Here is a 16,663-nt window from a genome sequence, read left to right on the forward strand (position 1 = left end):
CCGTTCCATCCACCATTATTCTTTTACCGACCCCACCACAATTCCGGTTACAAAGTATTTTTGCAGCAGCGGGTAGATCAGCAGCAGCGGAATGACAGCCACGACGATTTTGGCTGCATTCAGATTTTTGTTCGAAATCTCAGTCAGATTGCTGAGCTGTGCCGAGTTTGTGCCGGATTGAAGAAGCTCGGCGATATTCACATTCAGCGACTGAATATAGGTCATCAGCGGATAATTGCTCACTTTGGTCATATAGATCAATCCACTAAAGAAATCATTCCACGTGCCCACGATACTGAACAGGGATACGGTCGCCAGTGCAGGAATTGACACGGGCACATACACTTTGAACAGGACCTGCAATGCATTTGCCCCGTCGATGAAAGCAGCTTCTTCGAGTGCTTTCGGTACTGCCGCGAAGAAATTCATCACAAGGATGACACTGAATATCGGAACAGCACCTGGCAGTACAAGCGACCATATCGTATTGAGCATATCCAGGTTTTTGATCAACAGATAACTGGGGATCATGCCTCCGCTGAATAGCATGGCAAAAATCATGATATTCATATATATATTTCTGCCCTTAAACTCCCTTTTCGATTTGGACAGCGGATAAGCCATCAAAACAATAAGAATCATGTTAAGCACAAGGGATAGAGCGACACGTAGAACGGAAATGCCAAAGGATCGCCAGAACTGTGCATCATCAATAATTTTCGAATAAGCGGCTGTTGTAAACTTAACAGGTAACAGACCTACGGCATTGGCCGACACGGCCTCGCTGCTGCTGAATGAAATCGCAACGATATTCCATAATGGAAGGAGGCAGATCAAAGCCAGCAATATAACGATGGCGTAGATGACAAACCGGCCCATTCGGTCTTTCAGGCTTGCGGAATAAGACACCAGTTTCGCCTCCTTAGAATATTTTTCTGTCGGTGTATTTTTTCGCCAATTCATTGGCGGATAATAATAGAACAATACCGATCACTGACTTAAACAACCCAACAGCCGTACCGAAACTATACTGTCTGCCAACGAGACCAATCCGGTATACATAGGTATCCAAAATATCGCCCGACTCATAGACAACCGGGTTATACAGATTGTAGATCTGATCGAAGCCTGCGCTTAAAATATTGGTCAGACTCATGACCCCCATGAGCAGAATAATAGGCAGCATGCCCGGCAACGTAATATGCCACACTTTTCTCCACCAGCTCGCTCCATCCATACCCGCCGCTTCATATAGACCGGGATCAATGGAGGTAATTGCAGCCAAATAAACGATGGAGCTATAACCGAATTCCTTCCATACGTCCGTCCCGATAATCAGCGGCTGGAACCAGGTGTTGCTTCCGAGAAAATTAATATTTTCCAAGCCGAAAAAGGCTAAAATCTGATTTACGCTTCCATCCAGGCTGAACATGTTAACAACCACGGAGGCCAGAACGACCCAAGACAAAAAGTGAGGCAGATAGACAATGGTCTGCACGGATTTTTTAACAAATTTAAAGCGGATTTCGTTTAATAAAATGGAAAAAATGATGGCCATCAGGGTGCCGAGCAGAATCTTGGCAATGGCAATCACCAACGTATTGCTAATTACCTGGCCGATATCCGGCAGCTTGAACATATAAATAAAATGCTTGAGCCCCACAAACTCGGAACCAAACATACCTTTGGCTGGTACGTAATCCTGAAACGCCGTAATGACACCCACCATGGGAATGTAGCTGAATACCAGCAAAAATAAAATGCCTGGCAGCATCATCATATGATACATGGCACCTGTGCCCAAGCGGTTTCTTGCTTTATATTTTTCCTGCTTCATGGATGAACCCCTTCCTTGAAGAAAGGCTGCTTAGCGCAGCCTGTCCGCAGTATTCGCTTCATTATTTTGGAGATGAGGTCTCGGCTTCGATCTCCTGGATTACTTGGTCGCCGCCTTGTTTCTTCCAATTGCTGACGAATGTTTCGAAGTAATCCAGCGGTTCCGCACCCGTTATGATTTTGATGAAAGATTCCTGCTCCATTTTGGTCAGATTAGCCCACGTCTGTTTCATGCTTGGTGTAGTTCCGGAGAATGCTGGCGTCATCCAGTTGAATTTGCCTTCCTGTGTCAACTTGTCGATCAGCCCTACTCCGTTCATACGGGAGTGATACTTCGACCAAGCGGTCAGATCATCCGTATCCTGATCTTTCAGGTACGTTTGGATACTGCCAATATTGTTCTTCGATTCCGTTGTACGGACCTCATCCAAACTGATCTCGCCTTTGATTCCACGAACAACGTCGGAGTAATCATCCAGCAATGATGTTGCCGAGTTAACTTCAATATTAAAAGGTCTGGTTGAACCGTCTACGCCGCTTTCCAGATACTTGGCCGCTTCCGGCATGGACGTTGCCACATCCTTGTCATTGGCCAGTTTATCGTAGAACAGGTTAACAATTTTGATCGCGAGTTCCGGGTGTTCATACCCTTTTCTCACAACGATAAACTGACCGGATGGATTGGCGTGTGCCACGTTTACCTTACCGTCTGCATCCTCCAGCGTGTAAGCCGTGAATTTTGCATGTTTATCCATCTGTTTCACACTGCTAAGTCCCCAGTCTGGAATGTGCCACGGTCCAAAAGCAATTCCGCTCTGACCATTGGTGTACAGTGCAGTGATATCGTCAAATGTACGGGTTCCAAATTGCGGGTCAATGATACCTCTCTTGAACCAGTCGGCCATAACGCCCAGCATCTGCTTGGTTTCCTCTGTAGTCGAACCGTAAACGATGCTGCCGTCTTCACCCTTCATCCAATATTGAGGATACGCGCCTTCGGTTGAAGCAACACCCAGCATGGTATAGGCAGAACCGTTATAGTCCGTCGTATTCAAGGTGTTTACAAAAGGAATGCCCACCGGTTTCCCAGTTTGCCCAGGATCTTTTTTCAGGAACTCTTCTGCTGTTTTCTCTACATCTTCCAGCTTGATGGCACCGTCTCCGTCAGCATCGAGTTTGATTCCCAGCACATCCAGCCAATCCTGACGAACCCAAACCATAGTTGGTGCGGAGTCCAGAGAGGTCGCTGGAAGGCCCATCAGTCGGCCATCAATCGTGGCATTGTCCAGTGCACGGCCATCGTAGGAGTCATAAATTTGCTTGATATTATCGGTGGCATATTGTTTGTATACTTCCGTTAGATCTTCAATTAGATCATTATCAACCAGTTCTTTAAGTTCATCCTTGGAATCGACACGCATCATATCGGGCAGTTCCCCGGAAGCGATTGCAAGAGAGACCTGACGACTGTAATCTTCACCATTAGCCTCAAATTGGTCCTTAATTTGTGCGTTAAACGATTCTTTAACCAGACGGGTATACGCATTGTTCTCATATGTATCACCAGCCGGTAATTTCGGGTTCGCCGTCGTAACACGCCCCATCGTTACCGTCACTTCGTCTTTATAAGCACTGAACGGATCTCCAGGCGTTACCTCATATTGGCCTGCATCCTCAGCAGTCGGCGGATTCGAAGATCCCCCACAGGCTGCAAGGACGGAAACCATCAATGCGGACATGGACAGCACTGCCAGTCGTTTCGTCAACAGTTTGCTTTTTATTGACCAATTATTTCTCATCAAATTCAACTCCCCTTCGTTCTGATTATTTCTCTATCATGTTGTTTGCGCTTTCATTATAAAACTTAGAGAAGCTTCATCGAGATAGGGATTAAACGCTAGTTTGGATAGAGAAATGTATACAGTTTTCACTCGGATCAACGAACAACATGGAGGTTGTGAACATTTATCTCACCTACTGACTTACATTTGTCTATCCTCGTTAATAAGTGAGGGTAGCACAGCAAGTGTGGCACAAAGAAAAACCGGCAAACTCCCTAAACAGGAGTCTACCGGCTATGAATGATCGAATTGAGTTAAACGTGGGGATTCTTTGAGATATGTTAGCAATTCAGCGTTGATTCTGTGGAGGAGTCACTTCGGCAGTCACTTGGTCGCCTCCCTGTTCTTTCCACTCTTGTACGAATTGATCGAATGAATCGATCGGTGCAGCGCCCAAGATTATTTTCAAAAACGTATCATGTTCCAGCTTGGACAGTCTGCTCCATGACCTCTCGATTGCTGGCGTACGTTTGTAGGTGATGCTTCGGACTTTACGAATATTCGGATCAAAGAAGTTTCTTCCACCGACGAGCAATGAATAACCACGCATAAAGTTCTCGCTCTGCTGATCCCAATACGCAATGCCCGGTTGATCATAAGGCTTTAGCTTGGTTTGTTTGATCGTCGAAACCGTATTTTCCAGCAGCTTATATTCGGACTTGTCCTTGAAATCGGCTGGGGTTTTGGTTCCGGCCAGAATCTCCTGCACGGCTTTGGATTCGAATCGTGCTTCATCTGCCGGAGCAAAGAAATTGCGACTGAGCATAAAACTCGTCCCATACTTGAACTCATCACGGAGGTACAGATTGTTGATCTTAATAATCGCTTCGGGATGCGCATACCCTTTTCTTACCACCAGGAAAGAACTGGAGGGATTATCCACCTTCACACGAAATGCTCCGTTTGCATCCAGCGGGAGCGCGTAAGCCTGCCAGTTTGCCTTGGAATCTTTCAGCCAAGCGCTTGGAAGCGGCCAGTATCCTGCAAAGAAACCTTGAAAGAACATCCCTGCCTGTCCGCTAATGACAGTTTCCTCGGGTTCTTTGCGAATGCCCAGATCGGGATCAAGGAGACCTTTGGCATACATATCACGAAGTTTAACCAAAGCGTTCCTTGTCTCTGGTAGAATCGAACCGTATACAGGTTTTCCATCTTTTTCGAGCCAATATCCGGGGAAAGCTCCATAAGCCGCGAAGATCGGTGTTAGATCAAAGGCAAAAGCGCTGTTGTTGAAATCGTTAAACAGACTTGTGCTTGAGGCAAGCCCGATCGTATCCCGTTTTCCGTTCCCGTCCGGGTCCCGCTCCACAAAGGCCTTCGCGATAGCTTCCAATTCGTCCACTGTTTTCGGTGGTTTTAATCCAAGACGATCCAGCCAGTCCTGCCTGATCCAGAGCATACTGAAGTCCTCCGCCGTCACGGACGGAACAGCCATCATTTTCCCTTCAAAGGTCACTTGTTCCAGAGCCAATCCATTGGTACTATCGATAATTTTCTTCATCTCAGGTGAAGCGCTGCTTGCATATGCCTTGGTCAGATCTTCAATTTCTCCCGCTTTGACCATCTCATTCAACTGAACTTGATTAACGATCATCGCATCTGGCAAATCATTGCTGGCAATAGCCAAATCAATTTTCTGTCCAAAATTCTCCTTGGATACCTGCCACATGACCTCAACATCAATGTTGAGGTTTTGCTTAATCATCGTTTTCCACATATTCTTTTCTAATGTCTCTCCTTCGGAGAGATCCGTACCTGTGGGGTCAACCACATATCCCAACCGGATGGAAACGGGATGTTCATATTTACCGAATGGCTCGGTGGCAGCTGTGTCAGGAGCGGTTGTCGTTGGACCAATTGGCGATTCCCGAAAGTATGAAATACTGAAAAATACGATCCCTGCAATCAAGCTGACGACAACAACACACACAGCCATCTTCTTGATCATTGCTTTCCCTTCTTTCACCGGATTGTCAGTCGGTTGTGTGGAGCGTACACTATTTGTCCGCTCTGCCTAATTGTCGATATTCACTAGGCAGCACGCCTGTCAGTTCGCGAAAGATTCGGCTGAAATATTTCTCATCCGTATAACCCACCCGCTCTGCAATCCAGAAAATCGTGTTGTTTGTGTTCAATAAATACTCTTTAGACTTCTCCATTCGTATATATCGGGAATAATCATTAAAGGTTTTTCCCATGATGTCCTTGAAGCATTGGCTGAAATAGCTTCTGCTAATATTGAGTTGCTGGGACAGCCCTGAAGCTGTAAATGCCTGATCCAGATCATTCTGCATAATCATCACGGCTTTTTTCACTCCATCTATCATTTCCTGAGAATAAGAAACCTGTTCATCCGCCTTTCGAATACTCTCAGAGGTCAGCTTGATCCACTGTTCCACCTCGTACCAGGATTGAAAGGAATGGATCATTGAGATTCTGCCCAGTGTAGTCTGTGCGAAAAGATGGTTCCACTCCATGACCAGGGAGTACAGTAATCCCATCAGCTGCCCTTTTTGCAGCCTTAGAGATCTAAACTCTTCAACAAGCTGGTTATAATAATTATCATTATGCGTCCACGGAGATAGAAACCAACTTCGTTTAATACGATCCATGTCCTCATCCCGAGGTTCTATTGGAGCTTTATCCTCTTCATTCATGGAAACGGCAATAACCGGATCTTGGGGTTCATACGCATAAAATAAGGACGATTCTGTATAGTTTATAATCCAGTTTTGAATTTGCGACCATGTCCGTTCCTGTACATCAGACAACACCAGTAGCGCACCTTGAGGAACTTGATTCAAATATCCCTTCAATCTATCAAATAGCTGATCCTCTTCACCCTGAGGTACCGCCCACATCCAGCTGTTCCGTTCCACTTCAAATTGGAGCTCATCTGTACCGGATTCGAGTCCAATGGGCCAGATCTGACCAGATTTTCGGTCCAGTGAAACAAGTGCATACACTTTACGATAATGGACGTTAGTTTCACCTAGCTGCGGCAGCTTTCGTCTTGTATTCGTGAGCTCACCAATCCGGGTATGTATTCGATTCAGTACATGTTCGAATTGTTCCTTCTCAAGCTGAACTTTGGCTATATAGTCGATCGCTCCCAGCCGAAGCGCTTCCTGGATATAATCAAAATCCTGATGAAGAGTAAGCACGACAATATGAAGTTCCGGGTATAGCTGCCTTGCAGCGCGCATCAGTTCAATGCCTGACATCACGGGCATCGCAAGATCCGTTAGCATCAGATCAACCGAGTTGGATTCCAGAAAATCCAGCGCCTTAGCCCCGTTACTTGCTTCTCCAACAACCTCCATGCCGAACTCGTTCCATGGCATTGCGGAGCTTATTCCTTTTCGCACCAATTTATCATCATCCACAATCAATACCTTAATCATGCCGAGATATCTTCTCCTTTGATCGGAAGTATAAGTAATATGCTTGTGCCAGTTCCCAGTTCACTCTCAATCACCAGTTGAGCTTGATCCCCGTATTGTGCTTGTAACATGCGGTGAACATAATTGAGCCCGATGCCCATCCCTACTTTTTGATGATCTGCTACACGATTGTTCAGAAGTCTTTCAATCGCTTCCTCCGTCATGCCAGCTCCATTATCCTGAATCATAATGTTCAGCGTTTCTTTGCGTGTCACTTCAATTTGAATAAAACCTTCGTCGCTCAGTCCATGGTAAAGTGAATTTTCTACCAGTGGCTGTAGAATAAAACGAGGTACAGGTATTTGAAGCACTTGTTCATCAGCCGAAATACGCACATCAAATTCAAAATCATAGCGAATTTGCTGCAGGATCAAGTACTGTCTAAGCGCGTCAATTTCCTCTTCCATCGTGGAAACCTGTCCTAATTTACCCAAATTGTAATACAACAGCTTATTCAGGGACTGCACCAGCTTGTCGATCTCCCCTTGTCCATTCATTACTGCCAGCCAGTGGACCGTATCCAGCGTATTCATCAAAAAATGAGGATTGATCTGGTACAGCAGCTTCTCTACTTCAAGGTCTGCACGAATTTTCTCTTTCTGCTGCACCTCTTTAAAGAGGTCACCGATTTGATGCTGCATATTCGAGAATTCGCCTAACAGAAAATCAAATTCCGGAATCTGCGTGCGGGTCTGGTTACCAGTTGTTTGAGGATTTTGAGACATGCCGTTGATCTCCGAGTGGAACAGACCGAGAGGTTTATAAACCATCTTCCACAGCAGCCAAGCCAGAAATACCGTAAAGCCCAGGAAAAATAAAGCGACCAGCAATATTTGAAGCAACCACTGGTTTTTTTCTTGTTGATACTTAGCCTGCGAGATCACCGACACAACGCTCCAGTTCTGAGTGGACCCCTGTCTGAACCAATGATAATCGCGAGCTATTCCGTCGGATGCTGCACCATTCGATAAGCTGGAGAAATTCTCCCCGACTTTCATCGCTTCCGGAATCTCACTATACACAATATTCCCCTCTCCATCGAGGATCAAGTGGGATAAATCTCCTTTGTACTGATTGTAACCCAATATATCCTGTGCAAGGTGAAAACCGGATTCAACGTAAATATACACATCGTCCCTCTGGGGTAATTTTACCTTCCGCATGGCGGATAAGACGAGCTGATCATCAAACCGGTTCATACTGACATGAGGACCATAGTAGGTAATCCCATATGCTTTGGAGAGTACAGGCAAAGATTCGGGTGCAAAACGATCCTTTATGGGAAAATTCCCAAACTGTGTGGAGCCATCCTTCTGAAAATAATACAATGTCAAACCTATATTCGGGTTGGTAAACGTTACGACATTTAATTCGCTCTTTAGTTCATCCCGAGTTTCAATCAATTCAAATATATTGGAGGATGGCTTCAACACCTCATCCAACTTTTTGCCTAATGTTCCACTGTAGGATAATTGCTGAGTAACATGATTCAGGTTGGTGATCGAATTCTCCAGTGAGGAAGTCACCTGCTGTAAATTGCTCCGAATGCCATCATCGATCTTGTTCGCAAAAATGGAATCAATGGTGTAATAGGAAATCGCAACTATACTAATGAAGGGAATAAACGCACTGAGAAAAAACAGCAAAAAGATTCTTTTTTTAAGTGTCATTCCAACCTATTCTCCTTAACTTCATCCATTCTATGTTGAATGCATAACTCCATAAGTATAGATTGATAATTCAATATGTCAAACGCTTTCAAATTGTGATCATGACAAAAAGACCCTGCCAGCGTAATGCCAGCAGAGTTGTTATTATGCTAAAGGAATTAAACCAGGAAAGCTTTAGAGATGATGACCAACAAGATGAACAGAACAAGGATTGCGCCGATGGATGTGAAACCACCGTATCCACCAAGACCTCCAACATTTCCATATCCTACTTCACTCATGTAATCTCCTCCTCTTTTGTGTTATGTCATAAGGTATTCAACTCTTTGTGTATTGACAAGGCTTTTGAGGCAATCATCAAAAAAAGGGCTCTATCCGCTTATGCAGCAGACAGAAACCCCATCATCATACTGATCATTGTCTTATGCACTTACTTCAGTTTCATTAAAGAATTCAAGTGCAGAATAGTACCATTTAGGTTTAGGCTGTAACTCCCCATCCACATAGACATCAACTTGCTCGTTATAAAACGACATCAATCCAGCAATCTTTGGGATTTCGGGGATTGGATTTAGATAGCTCCACACGATATTCTCATAGGTCTGTCCATTGAGGACAGCCGTCCAGTAGGATGCATCCCCTTTATAAGGGCAGGATGTCTGCTTGTCATTTGCGGTAAGCACATTCTGATCCACGTCTTCCATCGGAAGATAATAGCGAACGGGGACGCCCGTTTCAAATACGATCACCGGGCGGCGGCTATCTGCAAGCTTGATTCCATCTAGAACGATCTGAACATGCCGGGAACTATGGATCGCATCAACTCGCTTGTATGGGTCACGTGGATGAACAAAGATCTGCTCTTCTTCTTCATACCAAGCGTCCACCTTGTCCCAATAAAAAGCCACAAAACCTTTGATCGATTCGATATCCTTAAGTGGATTCTCATAACCCCAAACTGCATTTTCAGAAATACGTTCACCAACTTGAATGGTCCAGTAAGAGGCGTCCCCTTTAATAGGGCAGTGGGTCTGTAACTCGGTCTTCACCAGAAATTGCTGCATCACATCTTCTAGTGGGAAATAATAAACCGGTAGCTTGCCGCGCTCATGAAGTGTAATAACCCGTGTGCTGTCCGCAATAATCTCACCCGCAAACGTGACGTGAACCCGACGCGGGTTTAGATCTGCCTTCAACATCAGTTTATCTTCCTGACGCAGAGAACAGGCAATAGATGAATTCAGATGATTTACCATTTCACATTATCCCCTTTCTATATTGCGGTAAGGAAGGCGATCATCAGCAGATAGGGACCACCTTACCCCATCTACATAGAGCGCATCTACAGACTCATGATAAAAGCACAACAGTCCTTCAACTTCATGAACTTCCGGTAATGGGCTCTTATAGCTCCAAACAAGATCATTGTATTCTCTTCCATTCACTGAAGCTGTCCAATAGCTGGCTACTCCTTTATAAGGGCAACGTGTGGTTAAATCTACGGGCTTCAACAAATCCAGACGCACATCCTCCTGATGAAGATAATAACGCGGGGTCAATCCTGTCTCATAGAGAATCACAGGTCGCTTGCTATTAGCAACAATTACTCCATCTAATTCGATTTGAACATGACGTGAGGCCGGAATTGCATCCACCCTGGAATACGGGTCCCGTGCATGAACAAATATTTCTTCCTCTTCCTCATACCAGGCATCTACTTTGTTCCATGAAAAAGAATAATGATCTTGCAAATATACCGCTTCTTGATGCGCACCCGAATAGCTCCATACCGCATTCTCTACCGTGTGCCCACCGCTGCTGATATGCCAAAACAATTGATTTCCTTTATTCGGATCATTCACTTGCTTTTCCGAAGGTTTGAATACGTCAAGGTTCACATCTTTTTTCGGGAAATAATAAACGGGCAGTCTACCTGTTTCGGTAACGATGAGAACTTGCTTGCTATCTGCGATAAACCGTCCATCAAATTTTACGCGAATCCACTTCGGACAGACTTCCGCACGAATTTGCCACCCTTCTTGGGAATGGTCCCTTAAAGACCACTGGGGATCAACATGTGCCATTGTACGTCCTCCTCTTTTGATCATTATTTAGAGAATTCATTCATCTTCCCACGAACTGCCCTTAGCCATTTCCCTTCCTTAAGCAGAAGGTATGCACGCTCTATATCTATAGATTGATTACGATCTTCGGACAAAAAAGGAACCTCGGAACGCAACAGTTCATAACCTGCTCTTGTCCCTTCACCCAGAGTCATATCCCTACGCAGATCGATAGCTTGAGCAGCATGGAGCGCTTCAATCGCCAAAATATAAGTAACACGATCAACAATCTCTCTTGCCTTGCTTACCACGTAAGGAGAATTGGCAGCATGATCCTCCATGTCTCCCGCCAGTGAGAAATAGTCAGATGAAACGGGATTACTCAGATGACGAATTTCTGCATCCAGTGAGGTTGCTGTTTTCTGAACCGTGCAGAAGCCGACAGAGCGGCTCGGATCAGAAGTCAAGAAGCGGCTTAACCCTGTAAAGTCCGGGTCACCCAGCTTGATTATGCGATAGCATGAACTTTTGGATACATGATGCAGCGCACTTCCAAGCATCTCGAAACCTAGTGTCCATGTTATGGGATCATAATTAGCGCAGGATAAAATTCTCCGCTCTTCCGTCAGTACACAGGGATTATCGTCTGAACTGTTGAGATGAACTTCGAGCTGCTGGCGTGCATAGACATAAGCATCTCTTGCGGCGCCATGAATCTGGCATGCATCACGGAAGCTCAGCGGATCTTGCAGCGAATCTGGATTAAAATTATTCCAGAGTCCGCTGCCACGTAGACTACGCCGGACCATAGCCAGACTCTTTAACTGCCCGGGAAAAGGACGCTTGAGATGAACCGCTTCATCCAATGGACTAATATTACCCCGGATGGCTTCCAAAGACAGCGCGTATACAGAGTCTGCGGTATCCAGTAACTCTTCTATGTCGAAGAGCGTCAGTGCTCCGTTTCCGGCAGAAAGAGCATTGGAACTGACGATAGCCAGACCGTCCTTGGGACCAAGGCGCAGGGGTTCTAAACCCACTGCCATTAATGCATCGCTCGCTGGTATACGATTGCCCGCCATGTTCACTTCACCTTCACCAATCATGGCCAGGCCGATATGCGATATCGAGGTAATATCCGCCGCACCCACAGATCCGCGAAGCGGGAGAACCGGGTGAATACCCATATTGAGAAAATCTGCGTAACGTTTGGCAATATCGGGCTGAGCGCCAGTTGCTCCAGCAAGTAAGCTATTGAGACGGGCAAGCATCACCGCACGAACGACATCTTCTGTGGCCTCCGGCTTCACCCCAGCACTGTGAGATAACAACAAATTCCGGTTATAGTCTTCAAAATAATCATCTCCGATAACCTTGTCCTTATTCCAGCCTACACCACGATTCAGTCCATAGACAGGAACGCCTTCTGCAGCTAATTCATAAATTACTCTTCGTGCCGTAACTAGTCGTTCCCAGGCTTCATCGGCAATCACCACCGATCTCCGCGAACGAGCTATACTCTCCACATCCTCAATGGTCAAGCGGCTTCCGTCCAATACAATTTGGTTAGAGCTGAGCGAGAGAGTGCTCTCCTCAAGCATAGATTGTTTTCTCCTTGTCAAAAGCATAACTCTGTAAATCGATGCCCAGCATTTCTTCTACCTCTGGATATACACTGGGGTCCTTTACACTAGAGCTCAGTGGCACCTTGGATTTATCAATGGCGAAGACAGCTACTTCCATCCCCTCTTCAACATCTCCCACACTCACAGGCAGACCATTCTTCAGGTCAAACGTAGTAATTACGTCCGGAAAGGTGGTCAGACGTGTACCTTCATTGTCCTCGACAGCCATATATTCATTCATCACATGAAGTGTAAGCCTACTGTTGGGGATGGATACTTCGATCGTACCCACATCGAAAGCACCTGAATAACGAACATTTTTTGTTGTCACCGTCCCTCTACCGAGGATTCTTCCATTGGTTTTGTGTACCACGGCCTCTAGCACCGCTTCCGGTCCATCTGGCTCTGCCTTCTGAATGACACGACCCAACTCAATCGCTATCGAGATGCCACCCATCGCAGCATGCTTCTTAATATGTTTGATCGGGAGCGGGTGTCGTGCGGCAGCAATAAACCCACCCGCCATGTCCGAAGCAGTACGCAGTATATTGGAGGTCCGTGCCGGAGTTCCCTTAACCACAAGTTCCATGTAGCTGCCAATCTCTGGTTTGCCGCCAGCCACTGCTTGTATCGTCTCGTAATCAATAGAAGACGCGAGGCCAAGTGAGCCCATCTTGCCAGTTGGGTGTGCGCGGATATCTCCAGTGGCATCAATAACAGCAAGACCTAGGGCTGCTGCCGGCAGCCAACCGTTAATGGTGCTGGACATGCCATTCTGCGGAGTCATGACCCCGGCTATTTTGCCATCATAGTTTTCAATGATTAGCTGAACAGCCTTAATGTAGTCCTTCCCAAGCATTTGCCAGTCTCGTCCGGCAGGTGCACCGATTGCGGTACAGGTCAATATAATGGCGTCATCTGGCAGTTCATCTACCGACAGGAGCTTCGGTCGTCCGATGCTCAGGGCCGCGTGTCCAATCTCCAGTCCATGATCCACCCAGCCTCCCCCGCCGCTGGCAAATACAGAGCCACCTTTGACAGCAGCATTTACATCATCTCTTGTTAATTCCCGCATAAAATCTCCTCCTGATTGAAATTTCGTTGTAGCATTTCCCGTTGTTATTTCACAGTGGATGAAATGGTTTCATATTGATGGGTATCAATTCGGGCAATCCCCTTGGTTTGAACTTCGGCCAACGATTGCTCGTAACCGGCATCCGCATAACGGAGTACGCCAAGACCAGTATCATTGTCAAGCGCTGTACGAAGACGTGCATCACTTGCCTCTGACCCATCGGCTACAATGGTGACTCCCGCACTTGTCATATAACCGGAATAGCCCCCTCCGCCAGAATGAATCGCCACCAGATCAGCCATGGAAGAACAATTGAGCATGGCATTCAACAACGGCCAGTCGGAAATCGCATCGCTTCCGTCTTTCATCCGTTCGGTCATAATGTTGGGATGAGCCATAGCAGCTGCATCCAGATGATCCCGGGAGAAGGCGACTGGTCCTGCAAGTTTTCCTTCTCGTACCAATTGGTTAACCGCCAGTGCCAGCTTGCTGCGGTCTTTATGCCCAAACCAGCCTATACGGGCCGGCAATCCCTCAAACGGCACATACGTATTCGCGAGTTTGATCCAATTAGACACGATGTCATTATCACTAAATTCTTTCAGTATATAATCGTCAATGATTCGTATATCTTCTGCCTCTCCACTAAGAGCGATCCAGCGGAAAGGACCGATAGCCCGCGCAAAAAGAGGACGAAGAAAAGCTTCCGTAAATATATCAATCTCAAAAGCATTCGTAACTCCATATTGCACTGCCTGTGAACGGATATTGTTACCATTGTCAAAAACAACCGCGCCCCGTTGTTTGAATTCCAACATCGCCTTTACTTCATTCGCAATTGAAGCTCCGGCAGCGGCTTGAAGCTCCGTCGGATGTTCTCGTCGTGCCACACCAGCGGTTTCAGGTGAATATCCGCTTGGAATATAACCGTATAACAAATCATGTGCAGATGTTTGGTCAGTCACAATATCCGGCTGGACACCTCTCCGAAGCAGCTCAGGATAAACATCCGCAGCATTTCCGAGCAGTCCAACGGACAGGCTTGTGCCAGTGTCTACAGCTTCATTAATCCATAGCAATGCCTCATCCAGGCTATCAGTCTTTCGCTGTAAATAACCGGAAGCGATTCGTTTGTCTATTCTCTCCTCCGCAACTTCTACACAAAGGATTGCCGCATTAGCCATATAACCTGCTAAAGGCTGCGCGCCCCCCATACCTCCCAAGCCAGCTGTTAGAATGAAACGTCCTCGCAAATCGCCGCCGAAGTGCAGCCTAGCGATACTTTGGAAGATTTCATAGGTTCCCTGTATGACACCCTGTGATCCGATGTATTGCCAAGCAGCCGCAGTAAGGCCGCCCCAAATGATCAGACCTTTATCTTGCAACTCATAGAAATTCTCGCTGGTTGCCCATCGGCCGACCAGATTGCAGTTAGCCATTACGACAAGTGGTGCTTGCCGATGGGTTCTGAATACACCAATCGGTTTGCCTGACTGAATGACCAGTGTTTCGTCTTCCTCCAATTGCTTTAGGGTATCGACAATTGCCAGATAGGAAGGCCAGTTACGGGCTGCCTTTCCAAGGGAGGCATAGACGATCAGCTCCTTCTGGTTCTCACCGTTCTCAAGTACGTTCTCCAGCATGCGCAGCAACGCTTCCTGACGCCAGCCTTTGCACCGCAGCACTCCGCCTCGTTCAGCAACAATCCTTTTCACAGTCACTCCTCGCTTTCTTATCTTTCTGCCGTTCCTGAAGTAATCTTTTCTTGTGAATAGCGGTTCTCTGGCTTGCTGAGTCCAAAATGGTCCCTCAGTGTAGTGCCTTCATATTCTAGGCGCAACAAACCTCTGCGCTGAAGAATGGGTACTACCTCTGCTACAAAATCATCCAGAGCACCAGGCAGGTGAGTAAAGGCAATATTGAATCCATCCGCCGCACCATTGCTGAACCATTCTTCGATATGATCAGCAATCTGCTCGGGAGTTCCGGCAAAAGCCCGTTTGCTTACAATCCGTTTGGCAAGCTGAATCAGCGTCAAATCTTCTTCCTTGAGGATACGCCGGATACGTTGTAAACCACTTTTACTCTGGTTAAAGCCTTCTTCTTCAGGTAGAAAAGGCAGCGGTTCATCCTGCGGATAGCCGGAAACGTCTACCCCGATGTAATGTGATAGCAAGTCCAAAGCCAGTCGGTCTGGAGTAAGATTCTCGACAATAGCAAGCTGCTCTGCTGCCTCTTCCGCAGTAGCCCCAATAATGGGCATCAAGGCAGGCAATATCTTGATCTCATCGGGAGAACGGCCATATTTGGCAAGCCTTCCCTTGATGTCTTCATACAGCGCTTTCCCTTCTGCGAATGTGCCACCAGGGGCAAATACAATTTCGGCCGTTGCCGCGGCTACCTCTTTACCGGCTTCCGAAGCTCCGGCTTGGATCAAAACAGGATACCCTTGTGGTGGACGGGAGATATTTAGGGGTCCTTTTACTTTAAAATGAGTACCTTCGTAATCTAGATTGTGCAGCTTGTTCTTGTCTGCAAAGTACCCACTTTCCTTGTCGAACAGCAGTGCATCCTCTTCCCAACTATCCCAAAGTCCTTGCGCTGCCTCTACAAATTCTTTCGCACGTTCATATCGCAGCTCATGCTGCAGATGGCGTTCCTTACCGAAGTTCCGCGCCTCTTCGTCCGTTTGAGACGTCACAATATTCCACGCGGCTCGCCCGCCACTGAAATGATCCAGCGTCGCCAGCTTGCGCGCAATATGATACGGATCGTTATAAGTCGTCGAGATGGTCGCCGCCAAACCAATATGGGACGTTACCGCCGCCAGTGCGGAAAGTAGTGTGAACGGCTCCGGCCGAATGCTATTTGCATGGCTAATACCCGATTCGAATCGGTCCCAGACATACAGTTCATCGGCGTAGAAGAACATGTCAAATCTTCCACGCTCCGCCGTCTGCGCAATTCTTTTGTAATAATTGAAATCAAGAAGCCCCTCTGCTTCAGACCCAGGATGTCTCCAACTTGAAATATGCTCACCCGCCGGAAAAAACATCATTGCTCCCAGCGCAAGCTGACGATTATCATTACTCACAACGCATCACCCTCTC

The 16,663-nt window shown here is 46.6% G+C and carries 13 protein-coding genes; all 13 read right to left on the reverse strand.

The genetic code is table 11. The features are described from left to right. Positions 1 to 15: 15 nt before the first annotated feature. A complete protein-coding gene (locus ACR1R9_RS12875; protein ID WP_113054902.1) occupies positions 16 to 909 on the reverse strand; it encodes a carbohydrate ABC transporter permease in 894 nt (297 codons plus the stop codon). 13 nt (positions 910 to 922) lie between these two features. Next, the gene (locus tag ACR1R9_RS12880) at positions 923 to 1,837 is read right to left on the reverse strand and encodes an ABC transporter permease (RefSeq protein WP_062319870.1); all 915 of its coding nucleotides are present in this window, start codon (positions 1,835 to 1,837) and stop codon (positions 923 to 925) included. A 61-nt stretch (positions 1,838 to 1,898) separates the two neighbouring features. Further along, a complete protein-coding gene (locus tag ACR1R9_RS12885; protein WP_433923512.1) occupies positions 1,899 to 3,635 on the reverse strand; it encodes an extracellular solute-binding protein in 1,737 nt (578 codons plus the stop codon). A gap of 331 nt (positions 3,636 to 3,966) precedes the next feature. After that, positions 3,967 to 5,625, reverse strand: a complete 1,659-nt coding sequence (locus ACR1R9_RS12890; protein WP_433923511.1) for an extracellular solute-binding protein — start codon at positions 5,623 to 5,625, stop codon at positions 3,967 to 3,969. Positions 5,626 to 5,674: 49 nt separating this feature from the next. Further along, positions 5,675 to 7,081: a response regulator transcription factor gene (locus tag ACR1R9_RS12895; protein WP_433923510.1), complete on the reverse strand. Its 1,407-nt coding sequence runs from the start codon at positions 7,079 to 7,081 to the stop codon at positions 5,675 to 5,677. After that, positions 7,078 to 8,790, reverse strand: coding sequence for a sensor histidine kinase (locus ACR1R9_RS12900; protein WP_175382739.1), 1,713 nt, complete (start codon positions 8,788 to 8,790; stop codon positions 7,078 to 7,080). The genes ACR1R9_RS12895 and ACR1R9_RS12900 overlap by 4 nt, the downstream gene beginning before the upstream one ends. A gap of 158 nt (positions 8,791 to 8,948) precedes the next feature. Next, a complete protein-coding gene (locus tag ACR1R9_RS12905; protein WP_079697598.1) occupies positions 8,949 to 9,071 on the reverse strand; it encodes a sporulation protein YjcZ in 123 nt (40 codons plus the stop codon). Between the two features lie 141 nt (positions 9,072 to 9,212). Beyond that, a complete protein-coding gene (locus tag ACR1R9_RS12910; RefSeq protein WP_326064306.1) occupies positions 9,213 to 10,046 on the reverse strand; it encodes a DUF427 domain-containing protein in 834 nt (277 codons plus the stop codon). A gap of 6 nt (positions 10,047 to 10,052) precedes the next feature. After that, on the reverse strand, positions 10,053 to 10,874 hold the full coding sequence (locus ACR1R9_RS12915; RefSeq protein WP_433923509.1) for a DUF427 domain-containing protein: 822 nt from the start codon (positions 10,872 to 10,874) through the stop codon (positions 10,053 to 10,055). Positions 10,875 to 10,897: 23 nt separating this feature from the next. Then, on the reverse strand, positions 10,898 to 12,454 hold the full coding sequence (locus ACR1R9_RS12920) for an HAL/PAL/TAL family ammonia-lyase (protein WP_433923508.1): 1,557 nt from the start codon (positions 12,452 to 12,454) through the stop codon (positions 10,898 to 10,900). Continuing rightward, positions 12,447 to 13,553, reverse strand: a complete 1,107-nt coding sequence (locus tag ACR1R9_RS12925) for a DUF917 domain-containing protein (protein WP_433923507.1) — start codon at positions 13,551 to 13,553, stop codon at positions 12,447 to 12,449. Before ACR1R9_RS12925 ends, ACR1R9_RS12920 begins: the two co-directional genes overlap by 8 nt. A 44-nt stretch (positions 13,554 to 13,597) precedes the next feature. Further along, positions 13,598 to 15,268, reverse strand: a complete 1,671-nt coding sequence (locus ACR1R9_RS12930; protein ID WP_433923506.1) for a urocanate hydratase — start codon at positions 15,266 to 15,268, stop codon at positions 13,598 to 13,600. Positions 15,269 to 15,285: 17 nt separating this feature from the next. After that, a complete protein-coding gene (locus ACR1R9_RS12935; RefSeq protein ID WP_433923505.1) occupies positions 15,286 to 16,647 on the reverse strand; it encodes an LLM class flavin-dependent oxidoreductase in 1,362 nt (453 codons plus the stop codon). Positions 16,648 to 16,663: the final 16 nt, after the last annotated feature.

Origin of the sequence: Paenibacillus taichungensis (assembly GCF_050994985.1) — a bacterium.
In the GTDB taxonomy this organism is placed as follows: domain Bacteria; phylum Bacillota; class Bacilli; order Paenibacillales; family Paenibacillaceae; genus Paenibacillus; species Paenibacillus taichungensis.